General features: G+C 42.6%; 12 protein-coding genes. 2 read left to right on the forward strand and 10 right to left on the reverse strand.

Annotation, left to right across the window (positions count from 1 at the left end; all coding sequences use genetic code 11):
• Nucleotides 1-164: 164 nt before the first annotated feature.
• From WCK19_RS07980 to WCK19_RS08010, 7 genes are all read right to left on the reverse strand, one after another.
• Complete coding sequence (locus WCK19_RS07980; RefSeq protein ID WP_342396848.1) at nucleotides 165-1,139, reverse strand: HD domain-containing phosphohydrolase; 975 nt, start codon at nucleotides 1,137-1,139, stop codon at nucleotides 165-167.
• A 165-nt stretch (nucleotides 1,140-1,304) separates the two neighbouring features.
• On the reverse strand, nucleotides 1,305-2,108 hold the full coding sequence (larB, locus tag WCK19_RS07985) for a nickel pincer cofactor biosynthesis protein LarB (protein WP_342396849.1): 804 nt from the start codon (nucleotides 2,106-2,108) through the stop codon (nucleotides 1,305-1,307).
• On the reverse strand, nucleotides 2,105-3,337 hold the full coding sequence (locus WCK19_RS07990) for an SGNH/GDSL hydrolase family protein (protein ID WP_342396850.1): 1,233 nt from the start codon (nucleotides 3,335-3,337) through the stop codon (nucleotides 2,105-2,107). The genes larB and WCK19_RS07990 overlap by 4 nt, the downstream gene beginning before the upstream one ends.
• Before the next feature lie 356 nt (nucleotides 3,338-3,693).
• Nucleotides 3,694-6,411, reverse strand: coding sequence for a glycosyltransferase (locus WCK19_RS07995; protein WP_342396851.1), 2,718 nt, complete (start codon nucleotides 6,409-6,411; stop codon nucleotides 3,694-3,696).
• A gap of 119 nt (nucleotides 6,412-6,530) precedes the next feature.
• A complete protein-coding gene (locus WCK19_RS08000) occupies nucleotides 6,531-7,724 on the reverse strand; it encodes a glycosyltransferase family 4 protein (protein ID WP_342396852.1) in 1,194 nt (397 codons plus the stop codon).
• Between the two features lie 173 nt (nucleotides 7,725-7,897).
• On the reverse strand, nucleotides 7,898-10,756 hold the full coding sequence (locus WCK19_RS08005) for a hypothetical protein (RefSeq protein WP_342396853.1): 2,859 nt from the start codon (nucleotides 10,754-10,756) through the stop codon (nucleotides 7,898-7,900).
• Between the two features lie 60 nt (nucleotides 10,757-10,816).
• Nucleotides 10,817-11,746 carry a GDP-L-fucose synthase gene (locus WCK19_RS08010; RefSeq protein WP_342396854.1) on the reverse strand — a complete coding sequence of 310 codons (930 nt, stop codon included), beginning with the start codon at nucleotides 11,744-11,746 and terminating at the stop codon, nucleotides 10,817-10,819.
• A gap of 157 nt (nucleotides 11,747-11,903) precedes the next feature.
• On the opposite strand from WCK19_RS08010, the gene WCK19_RS08015 reads away from it, so the two are divergent.
• Nucleotides 11,904-12,095, forward strand: a complete 192-nt coding sequence (locus tag WCK19_RS08015; protein WP_342396855.1) for a hypothetical protein — start codon at nucleotides 11,904-11,906, stop codon at nucleotides 12,093-12,095.
• Between the two features lie 54 nt (nucleotides 12,096-12,149).
• Nucleotides 12,150-13,190 carry a DUF5666 domain-containing protein gene (locus WCK19_RS08020; RefSeq protein ID WP_342396856.1) on the forward strand — a complete coding sequence of 347 codons (1,041 nt, stop codon included), beginning with the start codon at nucleotides 12,150-12,152 and terminating at the stop codon, nucleotides 13,188-13,190.
• 122 nt (nucleotides 13,191-13,312) lie between these two features.
• Here the strand turns inward: WCK19_RS08020 and WCK19_RS08025 are convergent, their stop codons facing one another.
• The 3 genes from WCK19_RS08025 to WCK19_RS08035 are packed head-to-tail and all read right to left on the reverse strand — an operon-like array spanning nucleotide 13,313 to nucleotide 20,458.
• Nucleotides 13,313-17,482, reverse strand: coding sequence for an NHLP bacteriocin export ABC transporter permease/ATPase subunit (locus tag WCK19_RS08025; RefSeq protein ID WP_342396857.1), 4,170 nt, complete (start codon nucleotides 17,480-17,482; stop codon nucleotides 13,313-13,315).
• Between the two features lie 4 nt (nucleotides 17,483-17,486).
• Complete coding sequence (locus tag WCK19_RS08030) at nucleotides 17,487-19,634, reverse strand: NHLP family bacteriocin export ABC transporter peptidase/permease/ATPase subunit (protein ID WP_342396858.1); 2,148 nt, start codon at nucleotides 19,632-19,634, stop codon at nucleotides 17,487-17,489.
• Nucleotides 19,634-20,458: a biotin/lipoyl-containing protein gene (locus WCK19_RS08035; RefSeq protein ID WP_342396859.1), complete on the reverse strand. Its 825-nt coding sequence runs from the start codon at nucleotides 20,456-20,458 to the stop codon at nucleotides 19,634-19,636. The genes WCK19_RS08030 and WCK19_RS08035 overlap by 1 nt, the downstream gene beginning before the upstream one ends.
• Between the last annotated feature and the right edge of the window lie 68 nt (nucleotides 20,459-20,526).

Below are 20,526 nucleotides of genomic sequence, written 5' to 3' on the forward strand. Positions count from 1 at the left end.
GGGGCGACGCTGGATTCGCCCTTCGTCCGTTGCCCCAACCCCATGAGATTTGCGCCTCCCAACGCGATGCGCCCCTACAAAATCACCTCGCGCCCTTGCCCAAACCCCTTTGAGAACCGTTTTATAGAGGACAATTCCTTTCTTGCAAAAGCCCTGTTTTTTAATCAAATAATGTCGAGGAAAATATCAACTAAAGCAGAGTCAAAAAGCCGTCCTTTTCCATGAATTAGAATTCCAATCACATTTTCTTTGGGTAAACCATCGGCATAGACTCTTTTTGAGGTCATATCGTCAAAGGCATCGGCAATACCAACAATCCGCGCTCCTAGTATGATTTCGTCACCTTTCAAACCATATGGATAACCACTGCCATCTAATCTTTCATGGTGTTGCGCTATTATTATTGCTGACTCTTCAAGTCCTTCCACGCGACCTAAAATTCTTGCTCCTATTTCAGGATGATAGCTCATTTCCTTGTATTCTTCGGTAGTTAAATCGTTAGCTTTGTGGAGAATTTTATCCGGAACGCTTATTTTACCAATATCATGGAAAAGACCACCTAGATAAATATTTCTTATCGCTTCCTGAGTTAGTCCCAATGAGGGGTTTTCCGCTACAGTTCGTGAATAATTTGCTACCCGTTGGCTATGACCCTGACTGTCATGGTCTTTTGCTTCTAATGCGTTTAGTAATGCTAAACTGGCGTTCTCTAGCAAAGGAAAAAACATTTTCAGGCTCATGCTTTCATGCATAAGCTGTGCGCTATACATAGCCGCGTTAATTGTTTCAATCAATTCAGGACCGGTAAAAGGCTTAGGGATAAATCCCAATGCGCCCGCTTTCAAAGCTTTTATCGCAACATCTACATTGTCATTGCTGGTTATAATTATGCAGGCAATTCCGGGGTCTGTTTTTTTAAGTTCCTCCAGAAATTCAAGCCCACTCATTCCCGGCATATGAATATCACTAATTATAAGGTCAAAACTATTATTTTTAATAAGTTCAAGGGCTTTTTCAGCATTATCCACATCGGTGATTCGATAATGATTAATAGTGAGCATTCGGGCTATAACATTACGAACACCCAAATCATCATCTACAATTAAGATAGAAGGTTTCAGATTAACAATTTCAGCCATATAAATGAGCCTATATAGTTAAATATAAATTATTAAGATAAGATAAAACAAAACTATTTCGGACGTGTTTAACATCTATTGTGATTATAATTCTTTTTGCAGCAAATAACCATAAGCATTTTCTATTATAATCAATCGTTAATTTAATTTACATTACAAATAGTGTTACAATCCAAGTGAATTTTGATTGCGTATAGCTGCCATTCTATTGGCGATTAGCGCGGCAGTCGCACCTGCGCCCACTCCATTATCAATATTTACTACCGTCAACCCCGGCGCACAGGTTTGCAACATAGTTAATAGCGCCGCAATGCCTTTCCCACCCAGACCATACCCGACTGATACCGGAAGTCCAATAATCGGGACATTTACGAGACCGGCAACCACTGAGGGTAATGCGCCATCCATCCCCGCTGCTACGATAATTACATCTACATCAATCCGCAGCATTGATTGGAGCGGTCTGAAAAGGCGGTGTAAGCCGGCTACTCCAACATCATAAATCGAGGTAACATTACAACCCATTTCGCGTGCCACTACCCCTGCTTCTTCTGCAACCGGAATATCGCTATTTCCGGCAGTTATAATGCCGACCTGACCGCCAGTGACAGGTTGGCTAAAATCAGAGCGTTTTAGCACTAGCATGCCGCTTGCATCAAATTCTTCCACGCTTACTGGTATTGTTTTACCATCAAATTCTATTGTTGCCAGTTCTTGTACCAGCCTTGCCCGTAATTCCGGCTTTGCCCGACTTATAATTGCCCGCCCTTTTCCCTTTACCAAAAAATTCCGGGCAATTGTAATGGTATCACTATCCCGTTTGCGTTCAGCATATATAATTTCGGGTACACCCTTACGGTCTTCCCGGTTGTAATCAAGACTGGCTTGTTTTTCAAAAATTGGTTCTTGGCTTATTTCAGGGTCAACTCCTATGAGCGAATTAGCCAGTTCCTCAAAGATATTACTCAACCTGACACCTCAAAATCTATTTCTAAAGCGCTGGTATTCCCCACCATATCCTGCGCTACAAATTTTAGAATATGCTTACCTGCTCCCAAACCTGTTGTATCAACAATACATGTAAATTCGGCTTCGGTTTTTTTTGCCAGATATATAGCCGGAACGGGGGCAAGCGGGGTTTGATTTAACCCATCAATAGTATAGAACACTTCTGCAATACTACCGGCGCCGAGCGTTTCTGCCTGCTTAGCAATGACTATATTATCGGCTGCTACCAGCTTGAAAATAATGCGCTCCCCGCTTAGAATTTCCCTGTTATCCGGTATGCCCTGATAACTCAAACTAAGTGACGGGCTTTCTCGGTCATAGCCGCTTGCTTGCCATAAAGCGCGTGCCAACACACTATATCCGGCTGTGTTTGGATGCACGTCACCGAATTTAATCCATGTATATTTACCCTCACGTTGAAAAAAGGGAGTAAAGAAATCAGCAACATGGACACCTTTATCTAAGGCAATCCGTTTTATGCTTTCATCAAAACGTTTAACCCAGTTGTTCTGTTCATCATCGCTGCCACCGCCAGTTTGATATATATAGGGGTTATAATAGGTAGTTACAATTATATCGGAAAGGTTTTCAGTATGCGCTTTTAGCTCATCTAATGCTCGGCTGAGATTTATTTCAAATTGCTGTAACGCGCTATTGCGTTCCTGCTCACTTTTGTTGCGATTGTCCAACATATCATTTCCGCCAAGCGTAAGGGTAATCGGGCTGACCGATTTACCCCCAATTTTGGCTTTTTCTATCTCATCCAATGCACGTTGAAGCTGGCTTTTGCCGCCTTTGGCTTCAAAAAAGCTGCTACTGCTTTCACCGGGTATTGCAAGGTTCTTATATGAGGTAATTGTGGGACGAATACGTTTAAGGTAGTTATTATAAAATAGCCCTGCAAAACCCATATCATATGGGGTAGGTGCGCCCAATCCATACCCTATAGAATCGCCTAAAGCTAGGTACATATCGCCGATTCCAATGGGAGTAGCCGAATCATTGCGCCCGATATATAAGCGAGGGGTTGGAGAAAGTGAGGGAGCAGGTATTATGGCAATTGGTTGCGCCAAGCTATTTGTATTTTCATCAACAAAATTCTTTAGAGTAAAGAACAGCGCCAGCGTTACTATAAGCAAAGCCAGCGCGATTATGGTTACAATGATTGAGTGTACCGAAAGCTTTTTCATAATTTAAATGGTGGTTTGGAAGAATTGCGACTATTTGGAGCGAATTGTGCCTCAAGCAGTGCTATTCGCGTAAGGGCTTGTGCCAACTTGTGCCTAAGCTTTGTATTTTCGGTTAATAGTTGCATTTCTTCTTCTATCGTCATCTTGTTAATTTACCAGCTTTGTCAATAGTCTTCAAGATTTGCAGTTGCCAACTTTCGCACTTTTCAACCATTTGAAGAGGGGGTCACGAGGTGTCGAAGAATAGTAGAGGGTGCTGCTACGGTTAAGAAGTACACTTTGCATGGTTTCTCGCACTTCCTGCCACTGCGCTTTCTGCCGAAATTCTTTGGCATATTATCGTCCGCTACTTGACATTAGTAACGCAAAATACCAAGACGATAGAGCTTGTGGTAAATTACATGTTTTTTTAAGTAAGGTAATATCTTGTAATAAATTTCAGCTTCAGAAACGCTTTTTCCGATATATTGCTCCCTAAGTCTGCTAGATTCTTTTGCGCCTATGTCATTTATTCTTGCTTGACTCTTTTGTTCAGTATGTACCCTAAAGGCGCCTAAAAAGCGTGGCAAACGAGCGAATGTTGCCTCTGCTGCACGGAAACGAAGTAAAAGATCCCAATCCATTGCGAATTGAAAGTTCTCATCAATCGCGCCACCAACTTTTTCCCATATTCTTCGACGCCAAAATAGAGTTTCCTGCGGAACAAAATCAGCCCATGAAAGTATATCTTCCATTACCGGCAACCCATGACTGTGAGGTGGCAGAATCCAGCGCCCTACTTCCTGATCGTACTCATTAATGATTACACGCTGCCCATAAACCACATCAATTTGCGGATGATTAGAAAAATACCGCGCTACATAATCCAATGTTCCCGGCAAAAGCAAATCGTCCGAGTTTAAATAAGCCATAATTTCCCCATTGGTGCTTTGGAAACCCAAATTAATTGCATGCGATTGCCCTTTATCCTTAGCAGATTTCCAGCGTGTTAGTTGCCCGGAATAACGTTTTAGAATCTCAACCGTATTATCAGAGGAACCGCCATCTTGTATTATGTACTCCAACTTTGGATATTGCTGGTCCAGCACACTTTTAATAGTTCTTTCAATAAATTCTGCGTGGTTATAGCTGGGAGTAACAATTGTAATTAATGGAGGCGCTTTCATCTTTTTGGTTTTATAGTATCTAGAGGGAATATTAAAGGATTTGGGCGAATACTGATAAAGCACTCCTAATTGAAAGCCAAACAATCTTTTAGCTAAATATGGTCTAATATTGGCAAAATACGGTCTAATTCCTTTGAATGAATTCTTGAAGCCAAGAACACGCTTGAAAATAATAGAGTTACCGACTACACTTAGCTTGTGAAAGAATTCAATGCGATTGCCTGTCTCATCCAGCGCTCGAATTACAATCAAGTGGTTCCCATTTTGAATCTCAAATGAAGGGAAGCAAAATTGAAATCCACAGTTGCTCGCGTTAGGATGGTTATATTTCTGAAATACATCAGGTCTTTCTATCCCATATTTTATCTTCCCAAAATAATGATAATCTATGAAGATATCACAATCGGTAATTGGAGCGCGGGTTGAGAATATCCAGCCAGCTATTTCCAAATTATTTGATAACACTATGCTGCTTTGTGGTTTATCAAGATATCCGAAGAAAACCTGACTATATTCTGGAATTAAAGATGTTGAATTATATCTTTGGTTTTCAACCAAACTGGTAATGGTCTGTAATCTTGCGTCAGTTTCTGACCTCAAAAGCTCAAACCCTTGTACTAACTTTTCTTGGTTTTCAGCCAAGTTGTTAATGGTCTGTAATCTTGCGTCAGTTTCTGACCTCAAAAGCTTGTTTTCTTGGGCTAACTGCTTTTGGTTTTCAGCCAAGTTGTTAATGGTTTGCAATCTTGCGTCAGTTTCTGACCTCAAAAGCTCAAACCCTTGTACTAACTTTTCTTGGTTTTCAGCCAAGTTGTTAATGGTCTGTAATCTTGCGTCAGTTTCTGACCTCAAAAGCTTGTTTTCTTGGGCTAACTGCTTTTGGTTTTCAGCCAAGTTGTTAATGGTTTGCAATCTTGCGTCAGTTTCTGACCTCAAAAGCTCGTTTTCTTGGGCTAATTGATTGATTATATCATAACGTAATTTAGCTTGATTCTGATAGTACGATAATTGTTCTTCAATAGCAGCCTGTCCTTCTATATAGGCAGCTTCAATGGAATCAAATGAGAGGTTCACAGGATTAGCGGTTCGTTGCAATACTAAGCCCATTGCCAAATACTCTCTTATTGCTTCATTGCGCTCATCGTGAAGCTGAGTCTTTTGCCAAAAGTTATGAACTTGCTCTAGGGTTAAATACTCAAATTCAGAGGGCAACGTTATAGCAGTAACATCAAAATAATTACTTATTTCCGCAAATAAATGTCTTGTAGCATTTATAGAAAATGGATAGGAGAATTGGCGTTGATAAAGCGGTTTTTCTTTTTCTCCAGACTCTTGTTGTTTCTGAGGCGCTACGTCAAAGGTTATGAGCAAATAACCGCCCGGTTTAAGTACACGCGCAATTTCAAAAAGCGAAATACGGTCATTACCCGGCGCTATATGTTCTAAACATGAAACAAACGTTACAATATCAAAACTAGCATCTTTAAAAGGGAGATTTTCAGCACGTACATTTAAGTATTCAACATTTGAACCATAAAAAGCATTGAGATTATTATCAATTAAAAAATTAATATCTTCTTTCAGTGGATCAATAGCGGTAACTGCGTGTCCTCGGCTCGAAATCCAATTGCATAAAGGAACAACCCCACAACCAACATCCAAAACTGTTTTTGTCCCATCAAGCTGTTTTTCTAGCTCAATAAACCAATTTGTGATAAAACCGTATTCCCTTTTGCGTATTGCCCAAAAACATACATTTGAGTATAAAATGAAATTAGGATATTCTGCCCAACTGGGTTGCTTATTCTTTGCTGCATCTCGAAGTTTATTTAGCATAAGGTAAAAATCATTAGTAGTTAGTTCATTTTTATTTTCCGAACTAAAGTCAGAAAAAAGCTTACAAGTCACACTTCACCTCATTAGATTAATAAAATAATCATACTTACTACTACCAACTATGGTTATTGCCTTCGACTTTTACCGATTGTTGGGAGATTTTAGTCAATAGGTTCTAAAACAAGATAGTGTTATTTAACCGACATAACAGATTCGTAAAATTTTTGAAGCTCTTGACAATTTTCCTGCCAATTTAAATGCAATTTAGCAAATTCGTATGAACCAATGGATAATCTATGATAAAGCTCATTGTCTTGAAGAAGTTCTTTTACAGCATTAGAAATTTGAATCTCATCTGCGTTATCCAGAATATAAGCGTTTTCTTTGTGCGTCAAGTAATTAGCCAAATTCGTAGCAGGTAGAATCACCGGTTTTCCCATCGCAAGAAATTCCGGGAGTTTGGAAGGAAGGCGATAATTATTGAATTCATTGGGACAACCGGGTTGAACTAATATATTCGCTAAACTTAAAATTCGAGGAATCTCTCTATAGGCTACACGACCTAATTCTATAGAATATTTTTTTATCCATAGTTCGTCATTTCCAAGAAATTCACACCCATCATATCCTGTTCTTATCAAAAAAGTGTTATAACCCTGTTGGTTAAGCAAAGCCACTGCAAGATACAAACTTCTTACTTCCTCTGCATTTGCTTTATGCACGCCACCGGTATAGCAAATCACTGTACTATTTATTGGTATGCCCAAACTTTTTGCCATTAGTTCATCAGGCTCTCTTGGGAAAAATATCGAGGTATCTACTCCGGGCATTAACAAATGTATAGGCGCTTGATTAGGAACTAGATTTCTTAACGAATCAATTATTACTGTTATACCATCGGCTGAGGCTAAAAATTCACGGTACTTCACAGGATGCGATAATTGCACATGATAAACTTCATTCATTTGATAGTTATGGTCTCCCAATGCTTTTTTTAGGATAAAATCCTCATTGTCTTCCATATGAATGATTTGTTTAAAGCGGTACTTGCTCCTCAATTCCTCACAATACTGGCGTACTATTTCCCGTGGTGTCCAAGCATGTACGATGTCAGGACCTCTAGAATTATTAAATAGCTGTTTTAGGTTTCCAATCTCTCTAAATTCGGCTATTTTGTATAAATTCCCTCCAATTTCCTTAATAGAATCCTTATTTTCAGGCACAGCTACTACACAATCTAAGCCATTAATAACCAGATTATTAGCTATATTATGAACATGAATGGCGCTGTTTGTTCCGAAATCGTAATATAAAACAAACAAAATATTCGTTAAGCGCCTATTAATATTAGGCGATAACCAGCGTGTTTTTATTTTTGTAAGCATATGCTTAAGTATTTAGCGCCTTTCATAACCAGCAAGCGCCCTCATAAAAACTCCTTCATGTTAGAATTTGAGTTGTTCAAAAACCAACCAAAAGAATTTGTTAGAATGCTATACGTTTTACCCTACTGCCTCACGCTTTGGCAGTTTCCTTCTGCTATTCAATGAAATTACTTCTATTTTTCGTAACCGACATACTTGATTAAAGCTGCCACCGGGCGACCGTCGTTTCCGGGTAAAGTTTGAAATTTGGAAAAACGCAGGTCTATGCGGTGGTTAGCCACAGTTCCTGTTACCGGTAGTTGAATTTCAAAATCTCCAAGAGGTAGTTGCTTTGTGGCAACTAGAATACCATCACTGAGTATTTCAAGGTTTGATGTAAAGTTTTGGTTATCTATTAGGGGTATTGTGCCTTTGATAACCAGTTTAGCGGTGCTGGTTGGTTGCGCTAGGCGGAAGAAAGCGGCTTCTGATATCCATCCATCTTCATAGACTCCCGAATACTCTAGGTTAGGGTTAGTCAAATCAGAGGGAAATTGAGAAACTACTTCCGGCGCTTTTAGTTGGTCATATTCTTCGATGGAAACCAGCGAAATATCGCGAGCAAAACCTAATATTTTCCGCTTATCCAGCAATATTTGCTTGCCAAAAAGTTCCATAATCCCATTTTTTGGATTTGGAAAGTATTTTCCATACTTACCCATATCAATACCCAAAAATGGTTGATTTTGGATTATTTGAGGTGTTATTGGTTCGGAAAAAACCCTTGCAGAACCCCGCCCAACAATAGGAAAGGGTTGGCGAGTTACGCCGATAGCGCTAGCTGAAGGCAATAGGTTTTCATGATCACCACTAAGACTATCGGTTAACTCCATTACCAATCTCACGCTAGGAGAAGGATTTATTGGCTCAAAAATATAATAACGACCTAAACCTGCCATAGTTTTTCCGGGGTACAACAAATCAGATTCTAGTTGGAAAAGAGAAACGAGGTCAGAGTTTCCACCGTAATAATTCATTCCAAGTGAAGAAGGTATGAAAACCAGATGATTCTCCAGTTTGTTCGTAGGTTGTGCTATGAAATTTATAGAATTATCATTAAGAAATTTGCGCCGATTAAAAATACTTAACCGAGGAGTTGGGGAAATCATGGTTGAATTATTTAAGAACTCTTTGGTCAAAACCGCATCTATAGAGAAAGCAGTTGTTGAAGGATTGCCTTCTGTGCTAAACAAATTAAATTCAGCATCACGATAGCGATCTGCAACTTTTATTTGTGCATATTTACTAAAATCGTCGTCGAACTTTCCTTTAAGTACTATTCTCCAGTAAAAAAGTCCTACACCTGGAAATGAAACTACCTTTTGATTTCTCATATAAAGGCTCTGGAATTTAGCGAGAATAAAGTTGTTAGTGTCTAAAATAACTTGCGAGGGGTTATTCTGATTAATGATAGTTCGAAAATCTTGATGAATTCCAGTTGCGGAAGGATTTGGAATCTCTAATAATCCGAAGCCAGAATCAGCAGTACCCCGACTACGCTCTATATAGCTATATTGGAACGGTATGCCTAAACAAACCAAAAAAATCAAAGGGATAAGAGCGAATTTCGGATGTTTTCGCATAATATAGAACCAGATGGCTACTACGGAACCCAATAAAAAGGGTTGAATATACATAGCTAACTTAAATAATCCAAAATCGCTTGTTTTGATGAATAGAAAAGCAGCCATTAATAGCATTACAAGCGCAGGAAAGGCAACTAATTGTAATCTCCAACATGACCATATAATTGCAATAATTGCCAATATCAGTAGAAATGCTCCCAGTATTATACTAATTGTTAGCCAAGGATCATTTGGAATAGAAGCTATATTCTGGAATCCCCATAGGTCAGCCAGCCCACTTGGTATTAGATAATAGGGGAACATCAATTCAACGGTGGTATTATACGAAAGTTGTCCACTCGAACCAACACTACCAGTACCTATGGTTGTTTGGTTTATTAAAAAACCAACAACTTTTATAATATAAGTATTTAAAATTATAAGGACAAAAAAACTGGCGAAAGATAGACGTGTTAATAAGATTTTCCAGTTTATAAGCTTTTTGATAAAACCAACACCTAAATAGAGTCCATAACTAAGTACAAGGAAGGGGAAAATTTCAGGGTAATCCACTAATAAGGCAGAAACCGAAATGCTGATTAGAATACAATACCATATAATAGACCATCTCTTATCAGGTTGGGCTATTTGGCTTAATAAAATCAAGCAAAGTATCAATATACTTAAACCTCCAACCTGAGGCATTAACTGATATGCGGTACCAAGGCTGGTAAGAGCCGAAAATGCTAACATTATACACAGCACTAAAGCCGGCATACGTAATTTGGGGGTTTGGTAAATTAAGGCTCCGCTGGTACTTATCAGAGTGATGTGCATTGCCATAATGAGCGGCATATAAATCTGGTCAGGCATCATACCCGTTATACTACTCAACAGCGCCAGTAACCAATCACTACCGGCGCGATGTCCAGAAACGCTATAAAGAAACCAGAGAGCCGCACTATTATCGCTGCTTGATATCAAGCTATCTAGATTGGGTGGCTCATCAAAGCCGAAATTTAAAACTCGATATGCAGAGCTTATATAAAGAGATGAATCATCGTTGTAATAACTCATCCAATTAAAGCCAAATTCAAACAGGGGTCGTCCGGTAATCACGGCTGCTAACAACAAAACAATACCAAAAGGCAAGTACAATTTTATTGGGATATTTGGTCGGAATCGCCAAAATAGTATCCCGATGAGGAATAGGAGTAGGAGGACTAGAATAACCCCAAAATATTTTACCGGTATCCCTCCTAATCTATTCAAAAAAAACACAGGTAAAAGGGTGACCGCCAACCCTAGCGCTGGGGCAAGTAATAAATTTTGGATTGAGCTAGACTTGAGTTGGAAAATGGAGAGAAAAGCAAAACCTAACGCTGTCCAAAATATAAATATTCCTATTGATAAAGCAAAGGCTATCATTAAAATTCCAATCTGCTAATTTTCTAGCGTTTTGACTAGGTAAAAAACACACCTGATTTATTAGTGATTTCTAAGATACCATTCTATCGCTTCTTTCAAGCCTTCACTGAAACTGACGCTGGATTTGAAACCGAATTCTTGCTCTGCCCTGCTTACATCAAGTTTGCGGCGCGGTTGCCCGTTCGGTTTGGTAGTATCAAAGGTGATTTTGCCCTTGAAACCGCAAAATTCGGCTATGGTTAAAGCAAGTTCTTGTATGGAAATCTCATAGCTTGAGCCTAAGTTTACAGGTTCACTTTTATTATATAATTCGGTAGCCATCACTATACCGCGTGCGGCATCGTCCACGTAAAGAAACTCGCGAGTTGGGGAGCCATCCCCCCAGACTGTAATCTCTGCTAAATTCTCTTTTCGGGCATCCACACATTTTTTTATCAAGGCTGGTATTACATGTGAGCTTTTCGGATCAAAGTTATCATATGGTCCATAAAGATTAACCGGCAGGAGAAAAATACCGTTAAAATCATATTGCTGGCGATAGGCTTGGGCTTGCACTAATAACATCTTTTTTGCCAAACCATAGGGTGCATTCGTCTCTTCAGGGTATCCGTCCCAGAGGTCGTTTTCTTTGAACGGCACAGGGGCAAATTTAGGATACGCGCAAACTGTACCAACCGCCACAAACTTTTCAACCTTGTTTTGTCGGGCTTGCTCCATCATTTGAACACCCATAATCAGGTTATCGTAAAAAAAATCGCCGGGATGTTCTAGATTAGCGCCTATTCCACCAACCGAAGCGGCAGCATGAATTATTACCTGTGGCTTTATATCAAGATATAATTGTCTAACATGCTCGTTGTTACGCAAGTCATAATCAGCCTTGCGCGGGGCAAAAATATGCTCACACCCCTTTTCTTTCAAATGTTTGACAATGCTACGACCTAAAAATCCATTACCGCCTGTTATCAATATCCTTTTAGTAGCAAACACTGTAGGCATCCCTCCATTTTATAAAAATAAGCAGTTTTGGACTTGAGTAGAAATTAACTTTTTCACAACCGTTCACGATACCAAAGCTTGGAATAAATTAAGCAGGTCAAACCATTTTAGCACAAAGAACTTGGATTGGCTAAAACAGCAAAAGCTGGTGCAATCAGGTATTAACGTGTTGGAACGATTGGAACGAATGGTAAGCTACGCCCGTGAACAGGCGCGAAACCCCACTTTTGAACAATTAAGCCCCCGTCTAACTCCGCAAAGTCGCTTGCCTAAATTCTCAGCTAACTCTCAGCCTTCTTTCAGTACAAACCAATCCATAAGTTCTAAAGTGATAGTGTAAAGAAAAAATCTTTACTGAAAGTTTGTTGAAAATAACTGAAAGGATGGCTTTACATTGAACGAGGATACGCAAATATCGAACCCTTCTAATCAAGGTAGAAAAAAGAAAAAGGTAAGATTTGTTGCAGTAATGATGGCATTGGCTTTGATGCTAGGTGTTGGGGCTGGCGTGTTTAGCGTTTCAAACTTGAAATCGGTCAGCGCACAGACAACTACGCCCGGCACAACTCCGAGCAGCCAAGTTTCCCCGCCTTCGGGTAGTAGCGACCAAACCGGGGTTGCCCCAGATACTTTTGGCGGTCACGGTGGTAAAGGCTCGATGGGCGGCAGACCAGATGGCGCGGGCGGACTAGATAATATGCAGGGTCGTGGTGGAAAACATGGTCAAGCCGATTCTACCTTAACGGCTGTGAACGGCAATACTCTTACCCTAACTGCCCAGAACGGTAGCACCAGCGCCGTAACTGTTGATGCCAATACTACCTATACCAGAGCCGGTAAAGCAATCAGCCTTGCCGACCTGAAAACGGGCGATAAAATCGAAGTGCATATGAATCAGGGCGCTACCACCGCAAGTTCTATCGAAGTTGTGTTGGCGCATGCTGATGGTACTATCACCGCAGTGTCTGGTTCTACCATTACCCTGACCGAACGCAATAGCGCCACTCAGCAAGTAGTGGTTGACGCATCTACCAGCTTTTTGAAGGCAGGTCAGAGCGCATCACTAGCCGATGTGACGGTAGGCAGCCAGATAATGGCAAACGGCACTTTGAACAGTGACGGCAGCCTCAAAGCAGAGCAGGTTGTTATCCAGTTGCCGGAAGCTCACGGTACGGTTAGTAAGGTTGAGGGAGCCACCATTACCTTGAGTGACCCACGCGGCAACCGTCAGATTACTGTTGTGACCAATTCAAGCACCAAATTCTATGTGGTTACTCAGCCGGGTGCTGCTCAAACGGCAGCTTCCCTGAGCGATATTGCAACCGGCAAGAATATTGAGGCTGAAGGTACAATGGATGCCAATGGCACAACCTTGACTGCGCTGGTAGTTCAGATTATGCCTGAACGAACAGCAGACATGTCACACGGCAGATAGTTTCCCTTATAGATGCCCTTCTCGCTTTTCGGCGAGAGGGGTTTTTAATTTTTGCCTAGACAAATCACCGCCGCTATAATGCGGCGAAAGCCCTGAGAATTAAAACCCGATTTACTTATTTTTCAAGCCAATTGTCGTGAAGCTAAATCTTTGAAAAGACCATCCCGGTTCATTAACTCTTGAAAGGTTCCAAATTCAGCAATATGCCCACCTTGCAATACATAGATACAATCAGCATTTATAATAGTGCTGAGGCGATGCGCTATAACAATCCGGGTCGCCTGCAAATTTTCAAGGCTGCGGCTTACAATCGCTTGAGTCTGATTATCCAATGCGCTCGTTGCCTCATCAAACAGCAGGATACGCGGTTTGCCTATGATTGAGCGGGCTATCATTAGGCGCTGGCGTTGTCCGCCTGATAGAGTCGAACCACCTTCAGAAATTAAAGTAAACATACCCATTGGCATTTGCTTAATATCAGCCTCAAGTCCCGCCATTCTTACCGCTTCCCACGCTTCTTCAATGGTAAACGGGCTTGAACCGATGATATTGCTCAGAATATCGCCCGGCATTAATTTACCGTTTTGCATCACTACTCCGGTGCGTCTGCGTACTGCCGACAAATCAAGTTCGGATAAATCTTGATTATCAAACAAAATCGAGCCTGCTTCAGGTTTTTCAAAACCCAGCAGCAAACGGAAGATAGTAGATTTGCCAGAACCGGAAGGTCCCACAATTGCGATAAATTGTCCGGCGCGAATATGCAAGGATACATCATTCAAGATGTAAGGTGTCTCAGGACTATAGCGGAAAGAGACATGGTTTAATTCGATTTCGCCGTTAAGCTCACCGGGATTGATTTTGCCGGATTGAACCTCCGGTTCAGCATCCAGTATTACACGGATTCGTTCATATAGAGGGATTGCCTGTAATACTGAAGTAAAGGCTACCACCATTGCAATCATAGCCGCTTGAAATTGACCGAACGCGGCTATAAATGCAAGGAATGAACCGGTGGAAAGAGTACCTTGTTTCTTGAAACTATCTACCGCGCCAAAGATAATCGCGCTGGTTATTATAGGTAGTATCGAGTTAAATACTTGTTGGTAATTGCTGACAGTACGCGCTTTAAAAGCTATTCGGCGTTGTTTGGTGAACTCACTCGCCCATACGCCAAAAGCGCGAGTTTCTGCACCAGCTACTCGCAACTTTGCAATACCAGTGATGAGTTGCAATACCAGACCTGAAACCTTGCCCTGCAATTCAGTAAGGGTGCGTTGAAAACGCAATTCCCATAGGCTAAAAATGATTACCGTCAGTAAGGTCAGCGCAATCAAGCCAAGCGCAACAAAAGCCAATCCCGCATCATAGGCAAATAGCTGGAAGAAGCTGAAAATTGAAAACACGCTGCCTAACACAGCGGTTATTACATTTCCCCCTACCAGTTGCAAAATTACATCCAGCCCCATTGCCCTTACCGCCAAATCCCCGACAGTATATTTGCGGAAGAAAGAGGTGGGTAGTTCGAGCAATTTATCCCATAGAGCGGCTTGCGTGGATAATTCAAGCCTTGTCTCAAACCTTAATATTGCAATACTACGAGTAAATTGAAATGCTACCGAAGCAAGAGTTACCACTATCAGCCCGATTACTACCTGTAATAATAGGGAGCGATTCCCGGTAGGTGTTACTGTATCAAACAGGAAGCCGGTTATTGCCGGTATAAACAATGCAAGCAACCCAACCCCGATACTCAACAAAATCAGGCTGACTAAATCTTTGCTAGAACCGCGCGTACCAAAGCGTATCAATTCCCATGCCTTAAATATTCTCAGCGGGAAAGGGCGGTAGAAGACATAAGCAGTAGTGGAAATCTGCGCGGCTATTTCGCGAGTAATCACAGTCCTGCTATTATCGGCAGGGTCTGCTACCTCATAGCGTTTGCTGGAGAGGGGCAATAATGCCAAGGGGCTACCGGCTTCTTTTCCAGATACACCTTCATTCCAATAACCCAATAAGGCTCCGGTATCCTGCTTCCACCAATCCGGTTCTAGGGTTACTTCACGTATGCGAATACGCGAAGCTCTGGCAATATCGTCAAGTGGATTGCTTCTACCGGAAGCATCAAATTGTTCACGGGCAGTCTGGATTAAAATTCCCCGTGCATCTCCGATCATTCGGCAAGCATTTAACAACAAATTGCGAGTAGCCCGGTAAGCCGGTTCTTCGCCTGCTTTGCGGTCTTCAAATATAGAAGAAAGATTACCTAAAGCCGTTTGAGCAACCGCTGTATCATATTCCGCTTTTCTTCTCAATCGGTTAATTTCTTCAAAAGTCATCAGGCGAATATTGGTGACTTTTATCCGAAAGAAGATTTCATGGAATTGATCCAGCCCCTCCCAAAGGCGCGGGTCTGACAGTATTTCTTGAGAGGGGATTGGTTTGAGACGACATTTGGAGGACGCTAACAGCCAGCTATTGCCAAAAACCGGGAAAACAGTTTCACCCGTATCGGAGCCTAGCTCTTCTTCCCCGAAATACAAAGCGTTTCCTTCTAGCAGTTTCACCCATAAGCCGCTCTTTTTCAAACCGACTCGTTGTTGGGCAGTCAATTCTAGTTCCGTGCCGACTTCCAAAACCGCTTCAATGGGCGATGTGCTGCTTTCTCCGCTAATACTGCGCGAAAGGTAATCTATCCAGTTCTCAAATATTTGCGATAGCTTTCCAATCAGATGTGGTTCTTTAACCATATAGCGCAAGTGATAGGAGGGTATTTTAAGCAAATTGGTGTCTGGCACAGCTACCGCCAGTAACCCAAGACCGCCCCCGTAACGGGCAGAATCCAGCCCGATTAAAGCCTGACCGGGAACTACAGAGCAAATATGGTGTCGAGTATTTACGGGCTTGCCTTCGCTTAGCTGCACCGCAAAAACTTCTACTTTGCCCTTTTTGACCAACCAGAAGCTGTCATGGTCATTCAATAGAAATGGTTCGTTGCCGCCCTTATTAACGATAGAGCCAAGTTTTTCACAAATTTCTTCAAAGCTCCCCTGATAATCAGCGGGTGGTGGGAGCGGCTTAGGCACAACTGAAATAAAACCGGTAACTCTAGGAGCGGCAGCAACCCTCACTGCGCCTTGTTCAAGCGCCAATTGCATCGTAACCGGGGCGCCAAGCGGCACAGGTTGAGAACCGGGCTGGGACGAATCTTCCACTACAAATTCAAATTCGCCGATTTGGAGATGGTCACCGGGCTTGAGCGGGGTAGGTTGTAGCACCATATTCCGGTTTACAAATGTACCGTTAGCAGAACCCAAATCGTCAATCAGCAATTGCCCGTTCTGATAAAAGAGTCGGGCGTGACGGCGTGAGATTGAGACATCCATCAAACGCAACAAACCATCTTTATCACGCCCGATTATAATCTCTTGTTGTTGCGGCAACCCTAACCGTTCAGGACCCAAATATAGCGGAAGGCGAGAAGCGTGCCGTAAAACTACCATCCGATTATCTGTTTTTGCGGCTACAGGCTTTTCTTTTCCGCCATAGGGCTTGCGTGGTGCGCGAAATCGCAAGGTGGTTGAAGCGATAATAATGGTATCACCCTCTTTTAACAGCATTGAGCCGACTAAGGGATTGCCATTTACCAGCGAGGGGTTGGTCGCGCCGGGGTCATAGATTAAGTAACCTTGCTCTGACCAGCGTATTTCCGCTTGCTTGCGGCTGACCATGCGCTGTGCCTCGCCCTGCTCGATTAGTCGCATGTCGTTACTTTGATTTCGCCCAATTCCGAAAGGGCGGGTTGGCGTAAGACGGCAGAAAGAGCCGGGCGGTAGGTTTGTTATATTACTGGCGACAACTTCCAAGCGTGCCATACCGGGGTTATTATCTTCAACCTGAAAACGAGTTGGTTTGGGAGGCGGCGCACTGACCAGACCGGGCAAAAGGAAAACCATCTCTACATCGGCGCAACTTACCCAATCACCGGGGAAAAGCGGAATGTTACCCGCAATCCTATCGCCGTTTACGAAAGTACCATTGGTTGAGCCGGAGTCGGAGATTATCAGTAAGCTATCTTCTACCCTATAGCTAATAATAGCGTGGCGCGAAGAAACAAGATTTTGCGGGCTTTGTAGCACCACATCGGCATTTGTTGTGGAGCGTCCCAAAACCAGAGGTTTAAGCTTGAGGCTTTCAAAATCAAGTGGGATGAATACTCCGCGCTGGTTTCCGTTCAGAACTAAAAGGCGGGGCATATTTATGGCAGGATTGGCTTGTGCTGGTGTTGACATAACTCTATTCCGTCGCAATCAGGCGTGAATAAGGACCATTAACATTTTTCATCTGTTCGTGAGTGCCACGCTGTACGATTTTGCCTCTCTCCAGCACTATAATCTCATCACAATCTCGAATTGTGCTGAGTCGGTGTGCAATAATCAGGCAGGTGCAACCACGGCGGCGCAAGTTTTGGTCTATCAAGCTTTCTGTTACCGGGTCTAGTGCGCTGGTAGCTTCATCCAATATCAGTACCGCCGGGTTTCCCGCTAAAGCGCGGGCTATTTCAAGGCGTTGGCGTTGACCGCCGCTGAAATTTACGCCTTCTTCGGCTACGGTTGAGGCATAACCGCCGGGTCGGGCAGCAATTTCATTGTGTATTCCGGCATCTTTGGAAGCCTGAATCACTTGTTGGTCAGGTATAGTAGGGTCCCACATTGTCAGATTGTCGCGCACTGAGCCTTCAAACAGGAATATATCCTGATCTACAACTGCCAATGAGTTTGTAATTACGCTGCGTGGTATGTCGGAACGCGGTTTGCCATCAAATAATATCTCGCCTTCCCATGATTGGTAAAGACCAGAAACTAATTTTGCAACGGTAGATTTGCCGCTCCCGCTGCCACCCACCAATGCCACACGGCTACCGGGCTGAAGCGTCAGGTTAAAATCTTCTATTAGGGGCGACTCCAGCCGACTGTAACCGAATTTCAAATTCTTTAATTCCAAATATCCGGTCAATCTAGGTTGCCGTTTGGAGAGGTCGCTCCAATCTTCTTTCTTATCCAACGCGGTATCAGCTTTATTGCCGAGTACGTCATCCAGACGCTTTAGCCCGCCCTGTACATCTTGCAAAGTCGTACCAAGTTCCACCAGTTTGTTTACCGGCGAAAGAAAAGCGTACATCAGGCTTTGGAAGGCTATCAACATACCAATGCTCAATTGCCCTTCTATTACTTTCATACTACCCAAGGTTAGAATTGCGGTAGTATTCAAGGCAGTTAGCAAGGGCGGAACTATGGATAGATACTGGGTATAAACCGCCATTTCTTGACGCGCTCTTGCCAGTTTTGCCTGATACCCTGCCCATCGGGAAAAGAAATCCGACTCGCGCCCAATTGCTTTAAGGGTTTCAATAGTGTACAAACCCGACATCGCTACTCCGGTCATTTTCCCGGATTCCTGTAATACTCTTTGGTTAAGGTCAACTCTTTTTCGCGAAACGTAGCGCAAAGCTACTATATTCAAAACAGCAAACAATATACCCACCAGAGTCAGAAGCGGGTCATAAATAAACATCAGAATGGCATAGAAAAAAATTGCGATAATATCAAGGAAGGTGGATGCCAACCTACCGGATAACAGATATGCAACTTGATCGTTTATCGAAACACGCCCACCGATTTCACCGGCATAACGTTGCAAATAATATTCCATCGGCAAGCGTAAAACATGCCAGAGAAATTTACCCGACATACTAGCGGCAAGTTTGGTTTCTAGCCTTAAAAGATAATATTCGCGCACCCATGTTAAGGCGGCAGTGAGTAATAATGTGGCAGCCATTCCCACCAAAAGAGGTACTAGCCAGGAATTTAATTCTCGAACGAGGTAGTAATCCACGAAAATACGTGTAAAGGAGGGTACTATTAAACCCGGAATAACAAGGCTTAACCCTGCCAAAACCACAAATAGCAGAGCAGAACCAGAACCTGTAAGGCGATTACGCAATGCCGCTACTACATCGAATTTCTTACCACCCTTGCGAAATTCGGCAGTTGGTTCAAATGTCAGCACTACCCCGGTAAACGACTCGTCAAACTCTTCTGAGGTGACAGCATAGGGACCACTGGCAGGGTCATTCAGAAATACTTTGCCTTTGCTAAAACCTTCTACCACTAGAAAATGGTTGAATTTCCAGTGGACAATAACCGGCATCTGCATTTCGGGCAAGCTTTGCGGTTCTTTTCGGAAGCCTTTTGCCGTAAGCCCATAGGTACGCGCCGCTTTTACAACGTTGCTTGCCTTGCTACCATCGCGTGAAACTCCACAAGAAACCCTTAATTCTTCCAGAGGAACCCATCGTCCTAAATATGCTAAGATAATGGCAAGCGCGGCGGCTCCACATTCTACGGCTTCCATTTGCAGGACAGTAGGAGTCTTGACCCGCATTAGTTACCCTCCTGCTGAAATACAGGTAATATCAGAGTAATCGGGCGTTGCTCTCCCAGCACCAGATTCGCGCTTGCAAGCGTCCCTCCGGTAAGTTTGAGATGGGGTCCACTTCCGGTTGTCCATTTAAATTCGCTAAAAGTAGAGTCTTTTTCCAACGTAACGTCAACCCTAATTAACGGTGCGCCGGAAGCCAAAGCATCGACCAGTTCGCGGCTTTTAAGCTGCACCAACAGGCTTTGTGACGAAACCGGAAATTGTGAGACTAAGCTTACGGTACCCAAAAGGAAACCAGATTCTTCTGCGCGAACAGAAGAAGGCGAAAGTTGCACCTTCATACCGGGTTTTATTCGCTTGCCATCAGCTAGAGATACGAAAACTACCCCTTGCAAAGGTTTGCCGCTCAATTCAATATTCACAACCGAAGCTAATGCTTGAAGGGGAGAGCCTTTTTCCACCAGTACATCTAGCACAGTTCCATCTCCCGGACTACGTAACTCAATATCTGCGCCTGCTTGGTTCTTGATTTTGGCAATAATCTGTCCATCTTTTACTGTATCCCCAGAACGCACGCTAATGTTAGTCACAAATCCGGCTTCTTGTGTGTTAACTTCTTTTATCGCATCTGGGCTGTAAAGAAGTCCAGTACCACGCAATACGGTAGGGATACTGCCAAAAATTGACCAGACAAGTGCAATTATCAGGACTAATGCTAACCCTGCAAGAGCTACCCAACCACGCCTTTCTGTAACTCGAATTGTTTTATCCAAGTCTTCGGGTGTGGAGAGCTTATTAAGCGCATTCTGACGAAAAATATTTGACATATAATAACTCTCAGCTTAGCTTTAAATTGAATATTGGTTCAAGGGGTATGATAATGGGATAATCGGTA

It is taken from the genome of Candidatus Chlorohelix sp., from assembly GCF_037138995.1.
Taxonomy (GTDB): domain Bacteria; phylum Chloroflexota; class Chloroflexia; order Chloroheliales; family Chloroheliaceae; genus Chlorohelix.